Source organism: Vagococcus carniphilus (genome assembly GCF_014397115.1).
Lineage (GTDB): Bacteria > Bacillota > Bacilli > Lactobacillales > Vagococcaceae > Vagococcus > Vagococcus carniphilus.
The window spans coordinates 1,017,022-1,034,330 of sequence record NZ_CP060720.1 but is presented as its reverse complement, the minus strand read 5'-3'; the positions used below and the strand labels follow the sequence as shown (position 1 = coordinate 1,034,330).

Sequence of the window (17,309 nt, the reverse complement as noted above, 5' to 3'; positions counted from 1 at the left end):
TCACCTTGTCACTAAGTATCATTTTAATAGCGCACCATGAATCTCTTCTAATTCACTTCTTACACTTTGATCAATGACACGATGTTCAGATTCGATAATCATTCCACCCATAATAGCTGGATTTAATTTTGGTCGAATAACAACTTTATTAGCATGAAATTGCACTGCTAAACGTTTCTCTAAATCATGTCGTTGGTCCATGCTAAGTGCTACTGCGGTTGTTACATCCACTACTACAATACCAAACTGTTCATAGTATAGATGTTCAAACTCATCAATAATTTCAGGCATTTCATCCATACGACCATAATCATAAACCGTATGAATAAATTTAGCGACTGTGTCTCCAAAACTATTTTCTAAGTCTTTTACAATATTTACTTTTTCATAAACCGATAGGCGATCATCTGAAAGAATATCACCTAAATCCGGAACTTGACGGTAAACTTCCCGTAACTGAAGCATTTCCTGATAAGTCTCAGAAACTGACTTTAACTGCAATGCCTCAGAATATAAGGCTTTACCATAAGTTTTTGCTACAGTATATTTTCTATTCATCGTCATCGACTCCTAGCTTTTCAATACTAGACTGGATTAACTCTTGATGAGTGCTTGCCGATAATTCCTTTTTAAGAATTTTAGAAGCAATTTCGACTGATAAGTCTGCTACTTCTTTTTTCGCTTCGTCAATCATTCGCTCACGTTCAATACGCAAATCTTCTTGAGCTTGTTTTTTAATACGTGTGGCATGCTCTTGTGCGTCAACCAAAATAGCATGAGCGTTGTTCTCAGCTGTATCTTTTGCTTGTGCAATAATATTTTGCGCTTCCGTACGTGACTGTTTAAGTTCTAATTGTTTTTGTTTTTCTAACTTATCGGCTTCTATTTTAGAGTTTTCTGCATTATCAATGTCTGACGCGATTTTATCTTCACGTTGTTGCATCATATCAACAACAGGACCCCATGCAAATTTCTTCAAAGCCAATAACAACACTAGAAAAGAAACAGTTACGAAAAGGATTGTACTTAGCGTACTTTGACCTGCATTAGCCACGACTAATTCGTTGATCATAAGTTCACTACACTTCCTTCCTCAATCATTAAAAAAATGATTCTCCTTCTTTTGTATCTATTAAAAAATTGTTATTACTTGAAGACTAATAATAGTGCGATAACCACACCTAGGATTGGAACGGCCTCGATTAAGGCTACCCCGATAAACATTGTACCTCTTAATTGTCCAGACATTTCTGGTTGACGAGTCATAGACTCAAGTGTTTTAGAAATTACTTTACCATTACCATAAGCTGCTCCGATTGAAGCGCCAAAAACTGCGATTGCTGCTGCAAGATATTGCATTATACGTTTCCTCCTAAAAAAATGTTTATTGTTTTTTGTTTAATGTTCAGCTTCTATTTTGTGTGACATGTAAACCATCATCAACGTTACAAAAATAAAGGCTTGTACTGCTCCAATAAATAGAGAGAATGTTTGCCAGATAACTTCTAAAGGTAAGGCCAACACAAACTTGGTTGGACTACTTGCTCCTAGTTTAGCTATCAAAGTTAACAATACTTCCCCAGCAAAAAGGTTTCCATATAAACGAAGACCTAACGTTAAAACGTTAGTAAACTCTTCAATAATCTTAATTGGAAGTAAAATTGCTGTTGGCTTCATAAAACTATTAATAAAATAGTTCTTTGCACCCTGTTTCTTCAATCCATAATAATGCGTTAAAATAATGGCTATAAAAGCTAATGTAAGCGTCACTAATGGATCGGCTGTTGGACTCTTCCAAAAAGAAACTTCATCTGGGAAAATCACAACCTTAGTCATTAACCCAAGAATATTGGATACTAAGACAAACATAAAGAATGTAAATGCTAATAAATGATAGTCATTAACTTCCTTTTTAGTCACATTGTCAGACACGATGCCCTTAACAAAGTCAACTATAGCTTCAAGCACATTTTGTTTCCCTTTTGGCTTCATCTGTAAATTTCGACTGCAGAAAAAAACAATACAAAAGACAATTACGCACGTTAAAATTGTCATTAATGCCATTGTTCCATCTAACGGTATTCCTGCAATGTCAATTATCCAGGATATTTCTTCCACCTCAATTCACCCCTTTTCTCTTCTAAATGATACTTTTAACAAAAAGGCAATTTTTACCTTTTGTTTTTTCATGATGAAATGACTTAGAGAAGCCCTTTTCTATCACCTATTAAGGCCCACAATTTTTGACCTCAACTAGAACTATGATAACACCAAATGATAAATAACACAAAGCAAATCTAAGAAATTTTATATGAGTTTTTAGTGATTTGTCCATTAAAAAAAAAGAGAATAAACCGAGTACAGTTTATTCTCACTTTTTTTATCTTTGTCTATCTTTTAAGGTACGATCGATTTCACGATTCATATCTTTTTTCTTTAAATCTTGTCGCTTGTCATATTGTTTTTTCCCTTTTGCAACACCTATCAATACTTTAGCAAAGCCATCTTTTATGTAAATCTTAAGTGGTATCAATGCTATCCCTGTATTTTTTGCCTCAGCTCCAAGCTTAGCAATTTGTTTTTTATGCATTAATAGTTTTCTTGTTCTAAGGGGATCATGATTAAATAGATTACCTTGCTCGTATGGGCTAATATGAACATTTACTAAGAAGGCTTCTCCATCTCTAATTCTAACGTAACCATCTTTTAAGTTTACACGTCGATTTCTAATCGCCTTGATTTCTGTTCCTTTTAAAACCATACCTGCCTCAATCGTCTCCATGACTGTATAATCATGACGAGCTTTTCGATTTTGAGCAATTAAATTTCCTTCACCTTTTGGCAACTTGATCACCTCATTTTATTTCGAGAACTCTTTCCTTTTTTCTTCTTAGCTACTTTTTTATAAAAGGGTTGGTTCGATTTCTTTTTGCCACCTGTTTTCTTTTCATTTCGATAACCAGGTTTACTTCCCTGTTGACGTTTTCTGTCTGTTTTTCTGTTATTATTTTTTTGTTGTTTTGGTATATCAATGGGTGTAGTAATAGGTTCTGCTGACAATAGTTCAAAATCAATTTCTTTTGTATCTACATCAGCTTTTGTTACTTTAATTTTAACAGCTTGACCTATTTTATAAATAGTACCCGTTCTCTCACCAACTAAAGCTAAATGAGTTTCAACAAAATGGAAATAATCATTTTTTAATTGAGAAACATGAATTAATCCTTCTATTGTATTAGGCAATTCTACGAACATTCCAAATTTAGTAATTGAAGTAATAATCCCGTCAAATTCTTGATCCACTTTATCAACCATAAATTCAGCTTTCTTCATATTATCAGTATCACGTTCTGCTTCTACAGCACGTCGTTCCATTTTTGAGCTGTGATCTGCTATGTCTGGTAATACTTCATCCCATTTTGACTTCACTTCATCTTTAATTGGTTTTACCATATATGATTTAATCAAACGATGAACTATCAAATCTGGGTATCGTCTAATTGGTGACGTAAAATGAGTATAATCTTCAGCAGCTAATCCATAATGTCCTACTGGATCTTCAGAATATCTTGCTTGTTGCATGCTTCTTAAAAGCATCATACTAACAACTGGTTCTTCAGGTTTTCCTGCTATTTTATCCAAAACTTTTTGTAGTTCTTTTGGACTTACATCATCTTTTTTACCACGAACTAAAATTCCAAAGTTTGTGACAAACTCAAAGAATCGCTGAACTTTCTCTTCTTTAGGATGCTCGTGAATTCGATAAATGAAAGGCAATTTTAATTTAGTATAATGTCTTGCTACAGTTTCATTAGCCGCTAACATAAAGGACTCAATTAAACGTTCTGCCACTTTTCTTTCTCTCAATTCAATATCAATTGGATGCCCAGCATCATCAACGATAATTTTAGCTTCTCTATCTTCAAATGAAATAGCTCCACGATTTTTTCTCATCGTTTCTAAAATATCATGAAGTTCCGCCATATTTTCAAAATAAGGTATTAACGCTTGATATTCTTTTAATGTTTCTTCATTTGATTTTTCTAAAATTTCATTGACAGCTGTATAAGTCATACGAGCAGTAGAATGGATAACTGCTTCAAAAATGTCATGAGAGATAACTTGACCTTCTCCATTAATTTCCATCTCACAAGCCATAACTAATCTGTCTACATTTGGGTTGAGGGAACAAATGCCATTAGATAGTTTTCTAGGTAACATTGGGATAACTCGATCAGTCAGATAAACACTAGTTGCTCTATCACTTGCTTCCATATCAAGTGGACTATTTTCTGTCACATAATGAGACACGTCAGCAATATAGACACCTAAAAAATAATTGCCATTATCTAATTTCTCAACTCTAACAGCATCATCTAAATCCTTAGCTTCTTCCCCATCAATCGTCACAATTGTTTCATTTCTTAAATCAACACGACCTTCTGATTCAGAATCAAGGACTACATCAGGTAAGCTTTCTGCTTCTTTTAAAGTACTCTCTTCAAATTTCGTTGGTATTCCATGCTGAAGTACAATTGATAAAATATCCATTCCGGGATCATTCTTATGGCCAATAACTTGTTTAACAATTCCCTCAAAACTATTTGTATGTTCACTATCAGGATAAAAAGTTACTTCAGCTACAACGACACTGCCATCTTCAGGTTTTATTCCTTCGTTTGCCACAAACAAACGATAACGACTTAACTTCTTATCCTTAGGAATCACAACACCATACAGTTCACTTTTTTGAATATCTGCATCACTATAAAGAGTAAATATCCCTACTATTTGGGTTGTATTTCTCTCAATAACTTCAACAACTTTGCCCTCTGCCGCTTGGTCTTCCATTGGACTTCCTTGTTTCAATATTTCAATTTTTACTTTATCACCTTCTAAGGCAAAATTCGTAAAGTCTTTAGGGATAAAGATATCATCTTCTTCTCCTTCAATTGAAACAAAACCAAATCCTCGGTCATTTGCACGAAATAGACCTTCCATAAATTTTTCTTGCTTATTTAATTTAATTTTTCCTTTTTGATTAAAAAGGATACTTCCTTCTCTTTCCATTTGAGCAATCGTTTGGACAAGTAGCTTAAAGTCCTTGCTCTTTTGAAACTTTAATCCTTCTGCAATTTGCTCCAGAGAAAAAGTTTGTTTTTTACTCTCTGACATAAAGTTTAGGATTGTTTCTTTGATATTATTTGTCATAATCATTCCTCATTCCATGGTATATGACTTAAAAATGCTGCCACATCTTTTTCAAACAATTGACGCTCCTTACTAATTGTTATTACATGGGTACTTTTAGCATACCAATGTATTTCATGATAGGTTTTCTTAAGTAACTTTCCTACTTCATAAACGCCGCTACTATCAATCATTTCATCTAAAGCTGATTGAGCTAGAAATATCGGTACTTCTAACTCTTCTAGTTTAGAAGCTGTTTGATTAGTTACATTTAAAATAGCTTGAAGTTGTTCTTTTAAAGGCATTTTAATCATATTTAATTTTTGTTCTAATTCATCATTTGATGATGTTTGTTTCTTATATATAAATTCAGCATAAGCCATAAAGTTTGGATAGATATCATGTTTACCTGCAGGATCAAGAGGTGAACAAAAAGCACCTCCGGCAACAAATTCTCCTGGAAACTCTTCTAAAAGTTTCATAGCAAACAAACCACCCATTGATAAACCAAAGACAGCTATTTCTTCGTAGCCATCATTTTTCAACTTTTTAAAAGCATTAATTGCGTCTTGATACCAAACATCTGGTGTCATATTTAAAATATTCATCGGGTCTTCTGTCCCGTGACCTGAAAAAATTGGTGCTAATACTGTATAGCCTTCTCTTTCAAGTTTTCTTGCTAACATTCTAACGTCATTTGGACTTCCTGTATAAGCATGTAAAAGTAACACAGCTTTTTTTCCACTTTGCAAATATACTTCCCTCGGTAACATTCTCATCATCCTTATCATAAATCTTGTTTACATTGTACCAATAAAAAAGTCTCCTGTCAGAACAGGAGACTAAGATTTACTTATTTTGATGAAAGAAAGGCTAAAGTAATAGCTATACCTACCCAAGCAACACCCATAACAGCAGTTGCTTTTTGCATAAACGCCTCAAAGCCTCTTGCTTTTGTTTTTCCAAACAATTCACTCGCACCACCAGAAAAAGCACTGGCTGCACTATTTTGTTTACTTGGTTGCATCATAACAGCAATAATAATTAATACTGATAAAATAAGCATAATGGTTAATAAGACTTGATACACAGTATGTCCTCCTCGTCTCTTCTAAACTAATTGACATCTTTATAATTTTATCATAAGTATCTTTTAAATTCTAGCTATTATGTTAAAAAAATAAAACCTTATTTTTGAACCAATGTTTTTCCGCCAACAGCATAATTTCCTTTTGACATATCAGAAATAACAATTGAAACAGCTTCTTCTTTGGCCCCTGTTGTTCTAACAATAGCCTCTGTTACTTCCTTTACCATCTCATTTTTTTGCTCTTGTGTACGACCTTCTAATAATTCAATATGAACGATTGGCATAATAAAATCTCCTTTAAATTTACTCTTTCTTTCAGTCTAACTCTCTCATACGAATCATGTCAATCTGTTTATTTTTGAAATACTTTTTTTCATTCAAAAAGACTATGAGATAAGTAAGAAACTTAAAATCATAGTCTTTAAATAGATCTAAATCAAATTAAAATACTTTCTCTGATGCTTTTCCTTCTCTGCCCGGTTTCATCTCTACAATACCTTTACTAATTGCACCAACTGGACAAACTAAGGTACACAAATGACAACCGACACATTTATCTGTATTACAATGAGGTACTCGGTTTTCATCATCCCAAACAATTGCTTGATGTGCTCCATCATAACAAGAAATATAACAACGACCACAAGCAATACATTTATCTAAATCAATAACAGGATATACTTTGTAATCACGATCTAATTTTTCTGCTGGAATAATATTTTCATTTGCTAAACCAACAAGATCTTCTAATCGGTCAACTCCTTGTTCATCCATATAATGCATCAACCCATTTTTCATATCTTCAACAATTCGGTAACCATACTGCATGATTCCTGTTGTCACTTGAAGTGTAGATGCTCCTAACAGAATAAATTCAGCTGCATCTTCCCACGTTTCAATCCCACCAATTCCTGAGATTGGTAAGTTTTCAAAGCCTTCTGCTGAACGTAGTTGTTGCATAAAACGTAACGCAATTGGTTTTACGGCTTTTCCTGAATAACCTGAAATAGATGATTTCCCATTAACTACTGGTAAACCGATTTTACGGTCCAAATCAATATTAGCAATTGATTTAACTGTATTAATAGTTGCAATACCATCTGCTCCACCTTCCATAGAGGCTTTAGCAACTGTTACCATATCAGTCACGTTTGGTGTCATTTTAGCCATCATTGGTAATTTGGATCCACGTTTTACAGCGGCACAATATTTACGACACAACTCAGGATTAGTACCTACATCTGATCCCATAGCGTGTGACGTCATTTGAGGACAAGACAGATTCATTTCAATCATATCTGCTCCTGCCTCATCAACTAAACGAGCTAGTTCTTCCCAGTCTTCTTCATTAGTTCCCATAATAGAGGCAATCAGAACTTTCTCTGGGTATTCATCTTTCAAACGTCTTAAATCAGCTAAGTTTTCTTCTAAAGAATGCTCAGCAATTTGTTCCATATTTTTAAATCCAACAAAAGGAGTTCCTTCTTTTGTTAAAATATCAAAACGAGGAGAAACTTCATCAATGACAAAATGCTCAGGTCCAATTGTTTTAAAAACAACGCCACCCCAGCCGACATCATAAGCTTTTTTACACATATCATAACAATTACCTACTGGTGAAGATGATAAACAAAACGGATTTTCAAATCTTACACCTAAAAAATCAATCGACAAGTCTTTATTAATCATTAGTTGTTACCTCCTAAAAATTCATGAATTTCAGCAGCAACTTCTTTTCCTTTTTTAACTGCCCAAACAACCGTCATGTCTCCATGAACGATATCTCCTGTTACAAAGACTTTCTTATCATCCGTTTTAAATCCTGGTGTTAAGACTTGATTGTTTTTAATTTCAATATTTAAATTTTTAGCATCTACTTCTTGACCAACTGCTAAAATGATTTTTTCAGCCTCTACTGCTAATTCATTATTTAAATGACGATGTTTAAATGTGACGCGATTTCCATCAACTGCAACGGGATAATAACCATCAATAATCGTCACACCTTGATTTTGAGCACCTTCTAATTCTTTTTTAGATGCTTTGAACTCACAGAATTCTTCATAAACAACGTCTGTTACTCGTTCTACACCTAATAATTTAAGAGAAGTCACAACATCCATTGCCACATCTCCACCACCAATAACTAAAGCGTCGTTTGGTAAATCGATTGCACCTTGATTATCACGAGCTCTTGATAAAAATGATACAGCAGTTTCACAAGCTGAATTCCCTTCAAACAAGTCAATTATTTTACCTTGACTCGCACCAATAGCAACAATGACTGCATCATATTGTTCCTTGAGTTCATCTATTGTTATGTCATCTCCAATAGTTGTATTAAAAATAAATTCTGCACCTAAATTCGCAATTCTTAAAATTTCATAATTAACAATAGCATTTGGTAAACGATACTCAGGAATACCATATCTTAAGTAGCCACCAGCTTGCTCACTTTTTTCATAGATAGTCACATCATAGCCGAGTTGTAATAAAGAAGCTGCTGATTGCAAACCAGAAGGTCCACTACCTATAATAGCTATTTTTTTACCATTTGATTCACCTTTTTTTAGAATCTCCATTTCAGTTTGTTGCTCGAAATCAGTCACAAATTTTTGAATCCCACCAATATTAATTGGTTTGTCAATTTGAGATCTTGCACAACCCATCTCACAATATTTTTCAGTTGGGCAAACAAGAGCACAAACAGCGCCTAAAGCGTTGTTTTCTCTAATTGTTTCAGCAGCACCTTTAAAATTTCTAAATCTCACGCTTCTAATAAACGCTGCAGGATCAGTTCCTGCTGGACATGCTTTTGAACAAGGGGCATCCAAACAAAGCAGACATCTTTCTGCTTCTTCCATAATCGTCAGCATTGAATACGATGGTTCAATTTCTTCTAAATACTTATTATTCATAATGGCATCCTCACTTTATTTGTTTTTAAGGAAATTCCTTAAGCGCTTTTTAATTGTGATAAAAATCACATGTATACTTAAAAAAATATTGTTTAGAACGATTATAAATTATTTGCAAATACTATTATAATATATGTCTATTTTACCTTTTTATCCTCTTTTTTACAATAACTATTTTAAATAATAAATAAAAAGTGTCCATTAATTAGAATTATTATAATTAAAAAAGAGTTATTCTATTAATAGAATACTCTTTTTCATTTTATTTCCTCAGTTGTCCAACATTTAATCCAATAATAGAACCTAGAATAATCAAAATTCCGATTATTTGATAAGAATAAATGGTTGCGTCAAGAATTATGTGTAAATGGAAAAAACCATTCTGTCGGTTAAGTTAAAACATTGATTCTAATGTATCTTGTATTTCTTTAAAACCTTTATGAATCCGACACAAAAATTTCTGATTATAGTTGTTGAATTGAGAAACTAAGAATCTCTCTAGAGATTCTTCATTAGGGAATTGTTCTTTTCTTTTTGTATATTTCTTTAATTGTTTGTTAAAACCTTCAATCAAGTTAGTTGAATAAATGGTTCTTCTGATTGATGGAGGAAAATTATAAAAGGTTAATATAGCAGGATTCATGAGTAATTTAACTACTCGTGGATACTGCTTTTTCCATTTATCTATCATAAAACTTATTTGATTCATAGCTTCTTCTTTTGAAGCTGCTTGATAAACCAATTTAAAATCATTACAGACTTCTTGTCGATCACTAACACGAACCTTATGAGCAATATTTCTAGAGATATGGACACAACATTGTTGAAATTGAGCATTTGGATAAATACTATGGATACTATCGTCAATGCCGCTTAAACCATCAGTTACGACTAATAAAACCTCTTCTAAACCACGGTCTTTTAGGTCTTGAAGTATTTCTTTCCAAACATACGAAGACTCAGTTGGAGCAATACTAAACCCAAGAACCTCTTTGGTCCCATCCAGTCGGATACCTATGACAATATATACAGCTTCTTTTGAGACAGTTTGTCTTTTTAAAGGAATGTGAGTAGCATCCATAAAAATGATTGAGTATTGGGATTCTAAGGACCTTTCTTTAAAAGCAACAACATCTTCAGATACTATTTGAGTGATATTGGAAATGGTTTGTGGTGTATAGTAATGACCATACATTTTTTCAATCAACTCAGAGATTTCAGACATAGTGATTCCTTTTTGAAATAATTGGATAATGGTGGTTTCTAAAGAGTCGTTACTTCTTTTATAAGCAGGCAACGTTTGTTGAGAAAACTCTCCATTTCTATCTCTAGGAATTGCCAAATTTAATTCTCCATACTCTGTTTTAAATGAACGAGAATAATTCCCATTTCGGGAATTACCTGAATTAAAACCAGTGCGATCATATTTCTCATAATCAAGAAAAGCCGTTAATTCAGCTTGTAGCAGTGTATTGATAGCTAATTCTAGATGACGACGGAATAAGTCATCCAAATCACCTTTATTGATTAGTGTTTCCATAATTTCTGTAGTAAAATTAGTCATGAGAAAGTCCTCCTATAAAATTTCGGTTGTGGTAACTTTAATTTTACAGAATGGACTTTCTTTTTATCTACCTAAAATTTCTATTTACACAAAATATTTTACGCTATCGAATAAATAGGCTCACCTAAGATAAGAATTCCTGCAAGAATGGTAATGACAGGAGATAAATTAGAGAATAAGCCAATAGTTGATGCATTAACATGATGAATTGCATAGTTGGATAAAAAAGCACTTCCTAAAGAAGATAGTAATCCTAAGTACAACACAGCAATCATGTATGGACTATGCACTAAGGGTTCAAAATAACTCGTTTTGGTAAAACCTAAAATATGTTGTAAAAAAGAAATAGTGGTAAAGACAATCATTCCAAAAGTTAACATGAAAGTTGTCATATCAATTGTTTCATATTTTACAGATACTTTCTTAGCTGTAATAGTATATAGTCCAGATGATAATGCAGATAAAAACATTAAACTAGTTCCAAATAAACTAAACTCTACAGCCGTTCCTTGTCCCTTTAAATTAATATAAATAACTGCACCAAAAGATAGGATAACAACTAACTTTTGTTTAGCATTTGGTTTCTCCTTTAACATCACAATAGCCAGAATCATAATGATTATAGGTATTGTCGCACTAATAATTCCCGCTTCAAGTGTTGTTATATAAGATAGAGACAATGTTTGTAATGAAAAAAAGAGAACCGGATAAAATATTCCTAAAGGAAGTAAATCTTTTATTACTTCCTTCGTTAACAACTTATTATGAGGCAAAATTAGTCTTAATATCCAAATACCAATACTTGCAATAATAAATCGATGAGATAGTTGAGTCATTGGATCTGCGTACCCTAAGCCCTCCTTCACAAAAAGATAGGATAACCCAATAATACTAACTTGTATCAAAATAGCTACGTGAGCCTTAATTTGTTCTTTCATTTTTTTAATCTTCCTTTCTATATTGATTGTAGTTTCTTCTTTAAATAGATACAATGACTTCGTATACAATCTGTACCGGTACAGTTAGGAGAGGTTTAACATAAAATATATGACTGTTTATTCTAAAATAAAATGCGATATTCAAAATGATCATTATCAGGAAGGAGAAAAAATTCCTTCTTTAAGAAATTTAGCTAGTACTCATCAATGTAGCCTAGAAACAATAAAGAAAGCTTTACATCTTCTAATAGAAGAAAACTTACTCTATTCTAAAGATAGAAGCGGCTATTACGTTCTTCAAAAAACCCATACAATTCCTGAAATCTCTAAAAATGGTGTCATTGATTTTACATCCTCAAAAGCGAATTGTATCACTTTCCCTTATAGTGAATTTCAATGGTGCCTAAAAAAAGCAACAGAAAATTATAAAGAAGAATTCTTTAGATATGGAAAATCCCAAGGTTTACCAGAATTAATCCAAACGTTACAATCTTGGTTTTCAACACAGCAACTCTATGTTAAAAAAGAAAATTTATTTATTACAACTGGGATCCAACAAGCCCTTTTTATCTTAAGTCGTTTAACTTTTCCAAATAAGAAAAATCAAATACTTATTGAGATGCCAACTTATCATTTAATGCTAGATTTGCTAAAACTTGAAAATTTACCTTTTTTAACAATTGACCGAAATGCTCAAGGAATAGATTGGGAAAAATTAGAATTTTACTTTAAGGAACATTCTATTAAGTTTTTTTATACAACCACTCGATTATCTAGTCCTCTTGGTTTATCTTATTCTGAGAGTGAAAAGAAGAAATTAGTTCAACTTGCTCAAAAATATGATGTTTATATCATTGAAGATGATTATTTAGCTGATTACGTAACAGACTCTACTAATCAACCTCTTCATTTTTATGATACGTCAGAGCATGTTATTTATTTAAAGAGTTTTTCTAAAATTATGTTTCCAGGATTAAGAATTGGTGCTTGCCTTTTACCAAGTCAATTGGTTTCTTCTTTTCAACAATACAGAGCGCTCCTTGAAATAGACAGTGCTATGTTTTCTCAAGCAGCTTTAAATCTTTATATAAAGTCGGGCTTATTTGATCAACACATCAAACAAACACAACTTTTACAAGAAAAGAGAAATCAAGCATTCATTCAAGCATCACAAAATTATCGAGATCTAAAACTTTTTAATACAGATAATTTTAAATCTAGCAAAGCATTTTTAACATTACCTTCTATTATTAGTCCTTCTTCTTTTGAAAAAGAGTTAATAAACCAACAAATAAAATTGGATGATATGAACCGTCATTTTTTAAATAATACGTCAAATAAACAAAACGTCTATGGACTTGAATTATTTAACGTCAATACGGAACAAATTGAAACAGGCCTTGCTAAAATTGTTGATGTCTATGAATCTATTCAAAATAAATAGATGACACAAAAATGAGGCTGACGTGCTTGTCAGCCTCTGTACTATTTAGTAGCTTTTAATTATTGATTCTAACTATTTTTTTATTTGAAATTTCATAGACAACCTCTGCCGTATTTTGAATAAAGGTCTTATCGTGAGAGGTGAAGAGTACTGTTCCTGGATAACTTTGGATCAAACTTTCTAAAGCTTCTATTGTTCTTAAGTCTACAAAATTGGTTGGTTCATCTAAAATTAAAATATTAGAAGGCCTAAGCATTGTCAAAGCTAGAGAAACTCTCGTCCGTTCTCCTCCACTTAAAACATTGTAGCGTTTAGTCAATTCATTTTGAGTAAACCCAATTTTGTGTAGAATACTTCGAACAACTGCTTCTTTATAATCTGTTTGATTCATCAAGTAAGTAATGACTGATTCATTATGATTCAATTGATAAGCTAGTTGCTCATAGACTGAAATGAACGCTTTAGATGAAACGGATATTCCTTCTTTTGCTTCTAAAATCGCGTCAAGAAAAGTTGTTTTTCCTGATCCGTTCTCCCCAACAATAGCAATTTTTTTACCCTTTTCAAATTGAAAATCTACATCTTCAACTAATACTTTATTCTCATTTACTAGAGTTACTTTATCACCTTTGATTGGAAAATCATTATGAAGCATCTCAAATTTAGTTTTTGGAAAACTAATATGCTTTTCATTTCCCTCACTTGTCACCACTTCTAAACCAGATAATCTTTTTTCTAATGTTTTCACATTTTTTTGAATACTTTTTTGAACCGTATCTTTTTGTTTCGATGAGGACAATCGACTTGGTTTAATCTGTTTCTTTGTATTTTTCTTCCTATTTTGAGTCAGTTTATCAACTTGCTGTTTGCTTTTTTCGATAGATTTTTCTAAACTTTTCTTCTGATTTTCGTAATTTTCATAAGTCTTTTTCTTTTCCATCACTTCTAAATCTTTTTGACGACGATAGTCTTCAAAGTTTCCGCTATATTCTTTTACTTTACCATCCGATATTTCCCAAATCTTAGTCGCTAATTCATTTAAAAAATAGCGATCATGACTGACAAATAATAGTGTTCCATAAAAAAATCGTAATTCTTCTATTAAATAGGAAATACTTCTTTGATCTAAGTGAGTCGTAGGTTCATCTAAAATCAAGCCTTCTTTATATTCGGATAAGATATAAGCTAGATTATATTTGGCTTTTTCTCCTCCGCTCATTTTTTCAATAGAATAATCTGGCACAGAAAATCGACTTAATATCTCTTCATTCACTTCACCATTCATTGGCTTTTCTGTGTGATTTAACTGATCAAAATAAGAAAATTCAATTTGAGAGTTAACACTACCTTTTCCTTCAGGCAATCTTCCCTCAATAGCTTTTAATAAAGTAGATTTCCCTTCACCATTATTTCCGATAATACCTATTCTTTCATGTTGATAAACCATCAGTTTTTCAATTTCTAGTACGGTTTTCGTACCATAAACTACATTTAAATCTTCAATTGTTAATACTAATTCTTTCATTATTACGTTCTCCATTCGAGTCTAACGCAGTAAAAAAGAACACAAAAAAGAGACAGCCGTAGCGTGCCTCTTCACATTTTAGATAGATAAAAATAAACATGTATCCTTAAAAAATGCCACATTGCTAGACTTTTACATTATTTGATTGATTTGTTAGTCTTGAAAACGCAATTCGAATTCTTCCAGGCATGTCTATTCCTCCTTGATAAATTATTAACTAAATCATAGCATAAATTACTTAAAATTCAAGAATTATTAAATATTCACTAAGTTTAATCTAAAAAAAAAAAGTTTGTTATCTTTTTTATTATATAAATAAGGTCTTTTTCAACTATTTATGGCAGTGTAATAACAATTCTCAATTAACTCTTGCAGAGTTATTCTGATTTTGTTACTATAATCACGTGATAGTATATGTGAAAAATGGGAATGAGGTGAGAACCCTCGACAGCCCCTTTCTTCTGTATAACGGACGAAATCTCAAGAGCCATCGAAAGAGAAGGCGAGAAAGTAGAATGAAGTTGAGTCAGAATACCTTTTTTACATAACCTTCAGATAATTCGATTGGGGAATTGTCTTGTTTAAAGATCCGTATATACTGGTTTCTTTTCACAAGGCATTCTAATAACTAGAATGTCTTTTTTTTGTCTGAATCTATCTAAAAACCAATTACGAAAGAAAGGAGTTTACAGTAGATGCGTAAATATTTTTGTGATACTTGTCACTTTATTTATGATGAAAAAGAAGGCGATTGTAAAAACGGTGTACCTCCTGAGACACCTCTTAATGAATTGTGTGACTCTTTGTGTAACCGTTGTCAAATGAGAGATTTGAGCCGATACCATGTGATGTTTCCTGAATATAGAAACTTAGAAGCAAATTATTATTTTGCCTTTTCAGGTAAATGGCACATTGATTTCTTTTTATCTTATTTAAAGCAATCAGGAATAGATTCACCTAGCATTCTTGAGATTGGTTCTGGCTTAGGAAGAGCCGCTTATCCTTTAGTATCCCAAGGTTTTCAAGTAACTAGTGTTGAAAGAAGTAGTGATTTTGTTTCACTACTACAAAAACAAAAATGGTGTGAAACATCTGCCTTCGAACTAATAGAAGGAGACATTTTTTCTTTATCACTAGAGAAAAAATTTGATGTCATCTTACTAACCGATTCAACCTATCAAGAATTAATTTATCAAAGAAATGAAATCGAATGTCTAGCCATGCTTTCATCTCTTTTGACACCAAATGGATTCTTATGGATTGAAACAATGACAGCAACTAAATCGCATCAAACATTGAGAAAAAAAGATCTTGATTTAAGAAGAGAAATCATCTTAGAAAGTACTATTTCAGTTTCACAACAATATTTTACCTATCATCATGTATTTGAGTTATTCCGTGATGGTGTTTCAAAAGAAAGAAGTATGGTAAGTCGAACACTTCCAACCGTTTCTCTTGAATCAATGCTTAGCCATCTACCAAAATCATTGGAGTTTAAAGATGCCTTAACTTTTCCAAAGGAAGGAAAAATTAAAACAGATCATCCTCTGCAAAATTGGACAGACGGCGGTTATCCATTAGCGACTTCAAATCCATTAGTAAAAAAAGAAATTATTATTTTAAAAAACAAAGGAGATTTATAATGAAAAAGAAATTATTAGGCATGTTAGCAGTAACTGCACTTATCTTTACTGGGTGTGGAGCAAATGATTCAAAAACTGAATCAACGAAAGAATCATCAAAAGGTAACAGTGAATCAACTGTTATTACGACTTACAACTACGAAAAAAAACCAGTAGAACAAACTTTTAAAAAAGTTCCTGAAAAAGTTGTTGCTGTATATCAAAGCCCAATCGAAATTATGTTAGCTTTAGGTTTAGAAGATAAAATGGTTGCTGCGTCTCAATTAGATACAGATGTTAAACCAGAATTCAAAGATGCTTTCAAAAAAGTTAAATATTATGATAAAGCACCTAGTAAAGAAGAAGTATTAAGCTTGAATCCTGATTTTATTTTTAGTTGGTATTCTTATTTTGGTCCAGATACTCTAGGTGATATTGATTTCTGGATGGATCGTGATACTAATACTTACATGTCTCAAAATAGTGGTGTTAAAACTCCTAACACTTTAGAAAATGAATATGAAGATATTTTAAACATTGGTAAAATTTTCGATGTTGAAGATAAAGCTCAAAAAATGGTCGATGACATGAAATCAGAAATTGACAAAGCGATTAAATTTGCTGAAGGTAAAGAAAAAGTGACTGCTGTTATTTTCGAAGTTAATAAAGACGGTCAATACCGTATTTATGGTGCTGATAGTATTGGTGGCGATATGGCTCAACAAGTTGGCGCTGAATTAGTAGCAGACAAAAATGGCAATATTACAAAAGAAGAATTAGTTAAATTAAATCCAGACGTTATCTTCAGTGTTTACTACGGTGAATCAATTGAAGAAAAACAAGCTTTAACATCAATTACTGAAAATGATGCACTTAAAAATTTAGATGCTGTTAAAAATGAACGTGTTTACCCAATGGTTCTAAGTAACGTTTACTCAACAGGTATTAGAACATTAGATGGTATCCAAGCTATTTCTGAAGGACTTTATCCAGATTTACATAAATAATATTAAGAGGT

General features: G+C 32.3%; 17 protein-coding genes and 1 riboswitch. Of the genes, 3 read left to right on the top strand and 14 right to left on the bottom strand.

Annotation, left to right across the window (positions count from 1 at the left end; all coding sequences use genetic code 11):
• Window positions 1-18: 18 nt before the first annotated feature.
• The 13 genes from atpH to H9L18_RS05110 all read right to left on the bottom strand — a co-directional run bounded on the left by atpH (window position 19) and on the right by H9L18_RS05110 (window position 11,700).
• Window positions 19-558, bottom strand: a complete 540-nt coding sequence (gene atpH / locus H9L18_RS05170; protein ID WP_185847487.1) for an ATP synthase F1 subunit delta — start codon at window positions 556-558, stop codon at window positions 19-21.
• Window positions 551-1,072, bottom strand: coding sequence for a F0F1 ATP synthase subunit B (gene atpF / locus H9L18_RS05165; RefSeq protein WP_126794215.1), 522 nt, complete (start codon window positions 1,070-1,072; stop codon window positions 551-553). Before atpF ends, atpH begins: the two co-directional genes overlap by 8 nt.
• Before the next feature lie 74 nt (window positions 1,073-1,146).
• A complete protein-coding gene (atpE, locus tag H9L18_RS05160) occupies window positions 1,147-1,359 on the bottom strand; it encodes an ATP synthase F0 subunit C (RefSeq protein ID WP_126794218.1) in 213 nt (70 codons plus the stop codon).
• A 39-nt stretch (window positions 1,360-1,398) separates the two neighbouring features.
• On the bottom strand, window positions 1,399-2,118 hold the full coding sequence (atpB, locus tag H9L18_RS05155; RefSeq protein ID WP_126794220.1) for a F0F1 ATP synthase subunit A: 720 nt from the start codon (window positions 2,116-2,118) through the stop codon (window positions 1,399-1,401).
• Window positions 2,119-2,380: 262 nt separating this feature from the next.
• A complete protein-coding gene (smpB, locus tag H9L18_RS05150) occupies window positions 2,381-2,845 on the bottom strand; it encodes an SsrA-binding protein SmpB (protein WP_126794222.1) in 465 nt (154 codons plus the stop codon).
• A gap of 5 nt (window positions 2,846-2,850) precedes the next feature.
• Window positions 2,851-5,214 carry a ribonuclease R gene (gene rnr, locus H9L18_RS05145; RefSeq protein ID WP_376765020.1) on the bottom strand — a complete coding sequence of 788 codons (2,364 nt, stop codon included), beginning with the start codon at window positions 5,212-5,214 and terminating at the stop codon, window positions 2,851-2,853.
• A complete protein-coding gene (locus tag H9L18_RS05140) occupies window positions 5,214-5,942 on the bottom strand; it encodes an alpha/beta hydrolase (RefSeq protein ID WP_187559360.1) in 729 nt (242 codons plus the stop codon). The genes rnr and H9L18_RS05140 overlap by 1 nt, the downstream gene beginning before the upstream one ends.
• A gap of 101 nt (window positions 5,943-6,043) precedes the next feature.
• Entirely contained in the window at window positions 6,044-6,280 is a 237-nt protein-coding gene (gene secG, locus H9L18_RS05135; RefSeq protein WP_126794231.1) for a preprotein translocase subunit SecG, read from the bottom strand.
• A gap of 98 nt (window positions 6,281-6,378) precedes the next feature.
• Window positions 6,379-6,564, bottom strand: a complete 186-nt coding sequence (locus tag H9L18_RS05130) for a 2-hydroxymuconate tautomerase (RefSeq protein WP_126794244.1) — start codon at window positions 6,562-6,564, stop codon at window positions 6,379-6,381.
• A gap of 157 nt (window positions 6,565-6,721) precedes the next feature.
• Window positions 6,722-7,969 carry an NAD-dependent dihydropyrimidine dehydrogenase subunit PreA gene (gene preA, locus H9L18_RS05125; protein ID WP_126794247.1) on the bottom strand — a complete coding sequence of 416 codons (1,248 nt, stop codon included), beginning with the start codon at window positions 7,967-7,969 and terminating at the stop codon, window positions 6,722-6,724.
• On the bottom strand, window positions 7,969-9,198 hold the full coding sequence (locus H9L18_RS05120; protein ID WP_126794250.1) for an FAD-dependent oxidoreductase: 1,230 nt from the start codon (window positions 9,196-9,198) through the stop codon (window positions 7,969-7,971). Before H9L18_RS05120 ends, preA begins: the two co-directional genes overlap by 1 nt.
• Before the next feature lie 394 nt (window positions 9,199-9,592).
• Window positions 9,593-10,762 carry an IS256 family transposase gene (locus H9L18_RS05115; RefSeq protein WP_104859673.1) on the bottom strand — a complete coding sequence of 390 codons (1,170 nt, stop codon included), beginning with the start codon at window positions 10,760-10,762 and terminating at the stop codon, window positions 9,593-9,595.
• A 98-nt stretch (window positions 10,763-10,860) separates the two neighbouring features.
• On the bottom strand, window positions 10,861-11,700 hold the full coding sequence (locus H9L18_RS05110) for a DMT family transporter (protein ID WP_126794952.1): 840 nt from the start codon (window positions 11,698-11,700) through the stop codon (window positions 10,861-10,863).
• 109 nt (window positions 11,701-11,809) lie between these two features.
• Between H9L18_RS05110 and H9L18_RS05105 the strand changes: the two genes are divergently transcribed.
• Window positions 11,810-13,144, top strand: a complete 1,335-nt coding sequence (locus tag H9L18_RS05105; RefSeq protein ID WP_126794954.1) for an aminotransferase-like domain-containing protein — start codon at window positions 11,810-11,812, stop codon at window positions 13,142-13,144.
• A 55-nt stretch (window positions 13,145-13,199) separates the two neighbouring features.
• Here H9L18_RS05105 and abc-f read toward each other — a convergent pair whose 3' ends face one another.
• Window positions 13,200-14,669, bottom strand: a complete 1,470-nt coding sequence (gene abc-f, locus H9L18_RS05100) for a ribosomal protection-like ABC-F family protein (RefSeq protein WP_126794956.1) — start codon at window positions 14,667-14,669, stop codon at window positions 13,200-13,202.
• Between the two features lie 382 nt (window positions 14,670-15,051).
• A riboswitch (cobalamin riboswitch) is annotated at window positions 15,052-15,226 on the top strand.
• Window positions 15,227-15,364: 138 nt separating this feature from the next.
• On the opposite strand from abc-f, the gene H9L18_RS05095 reads away from it, so the two are divergent.
• Together H9L18_RS05095 and H9L18_RS05090 are read left to right on the top strand one after the other, a co-directional pair.
• On the top strand, window positions 15,365-16,312 hold the full coding sequence (locus H9L18_RS05095) for a methyltransferase domain-containing protein (RefSeq protein ID WP_126794958.1): 948 nt from the start codon (window positions 15,365-15,367) through the stop codon (window positions 16,310-16,312).
• Complete coding sequence (locus H9L18_RS05090) at window positions 16,312-17,298, top strand: ABC transporter substrate-binding protein (RefSeq protein ID WP_126794960.1); 987 nt, start codon at window positions 16,312-16,314, stop codon at window positions 17,296-17,298. Before H9L18_RS05095 ends, H9L18_RS05090 begins: the two co-directional genes overlap by 1 nt.
• Window positions 17,299-17,309 lie beyond the last annotated feature (11 nt).

Coding starts and splice junctions, on each gene's coding strand:
- atpH (WP_185847487.1), bottom strand. CDS start 558: ATGAATAGAAAATATACTGTAGCAAAAACTTATGGTAAAGCCTTATAT.
- atpF (WP_126794215.1), bottom strand. CDS start 1,072: ATGATCAACGAATTAGTCGTGGCTAATGCAGGTCAAAGTACGCTAAGT.
- atpE (WP_126794218.1), bottom strand. CDS start 1,359: ATGCAATATCTTGCAGCAGCAATCGCAGTTTTTGGCGCTTCAATCGGA.
- H9L18_RS05130 (WP_126794244.1), bottom strand. CDS start 6,564: ATGCCAATCGTTCATATTGAATTATTAGAAGGTCGTACACAAGAGCAA.
- preA (WP_126794247.1), bottom strand. CDS start 7,969: ATGATTAATAAAGACTTGTCGATTGATTTTTTAGGTGTAAGATTTGAA.
- H9L18_RS05120 (WP_126794250.1), bottom strand. CDS start 9,198: ATGAATAATAAGTATTTAGAAGAAATTGAACCATCGTATTCAATGCTG.
- H9L18_RS05115 (WP_104859673.1), bottom strand. CDS start 10,762: ATGACTAATTTTACTACAGAAATTATGGAAACACTAATCAATAAAGGT.
- H9L18_RS05110 (WP_126794952.1), bottom strand. CDS start 11,700: ATGAAAGAACAAATTAAGGCTCACGTAGCTATTTTGATACAAGTTAGT.
- H9L18_RS05105 (WP_126794954.1), top strand. CDS start 11,810: ATGACTGTTTATTCTAAAATAAAATGCGATATTCAAAATGATCATTAT.
- abc-f (WP_126794956.1), bottom strand. CDS start 14,669: ATGAAAGAATTAGTATTAACAATTGAAGATTTAAATGTAGTTTATGGT.
- H9L18_RS05095 (WP_126794958.1), top strand. CDS start 15,365: ATGCGTAAATATTTTTGTGATACTTGTCACTTTATTTATGATGAAAAA.
- H9L18_RS05090 (WP_126794960.1), top strand. CDS start 16,312: ATGAAAAAGAAATTATTAGGCATGTTAGCAGTAACTGCACTTATCTTT.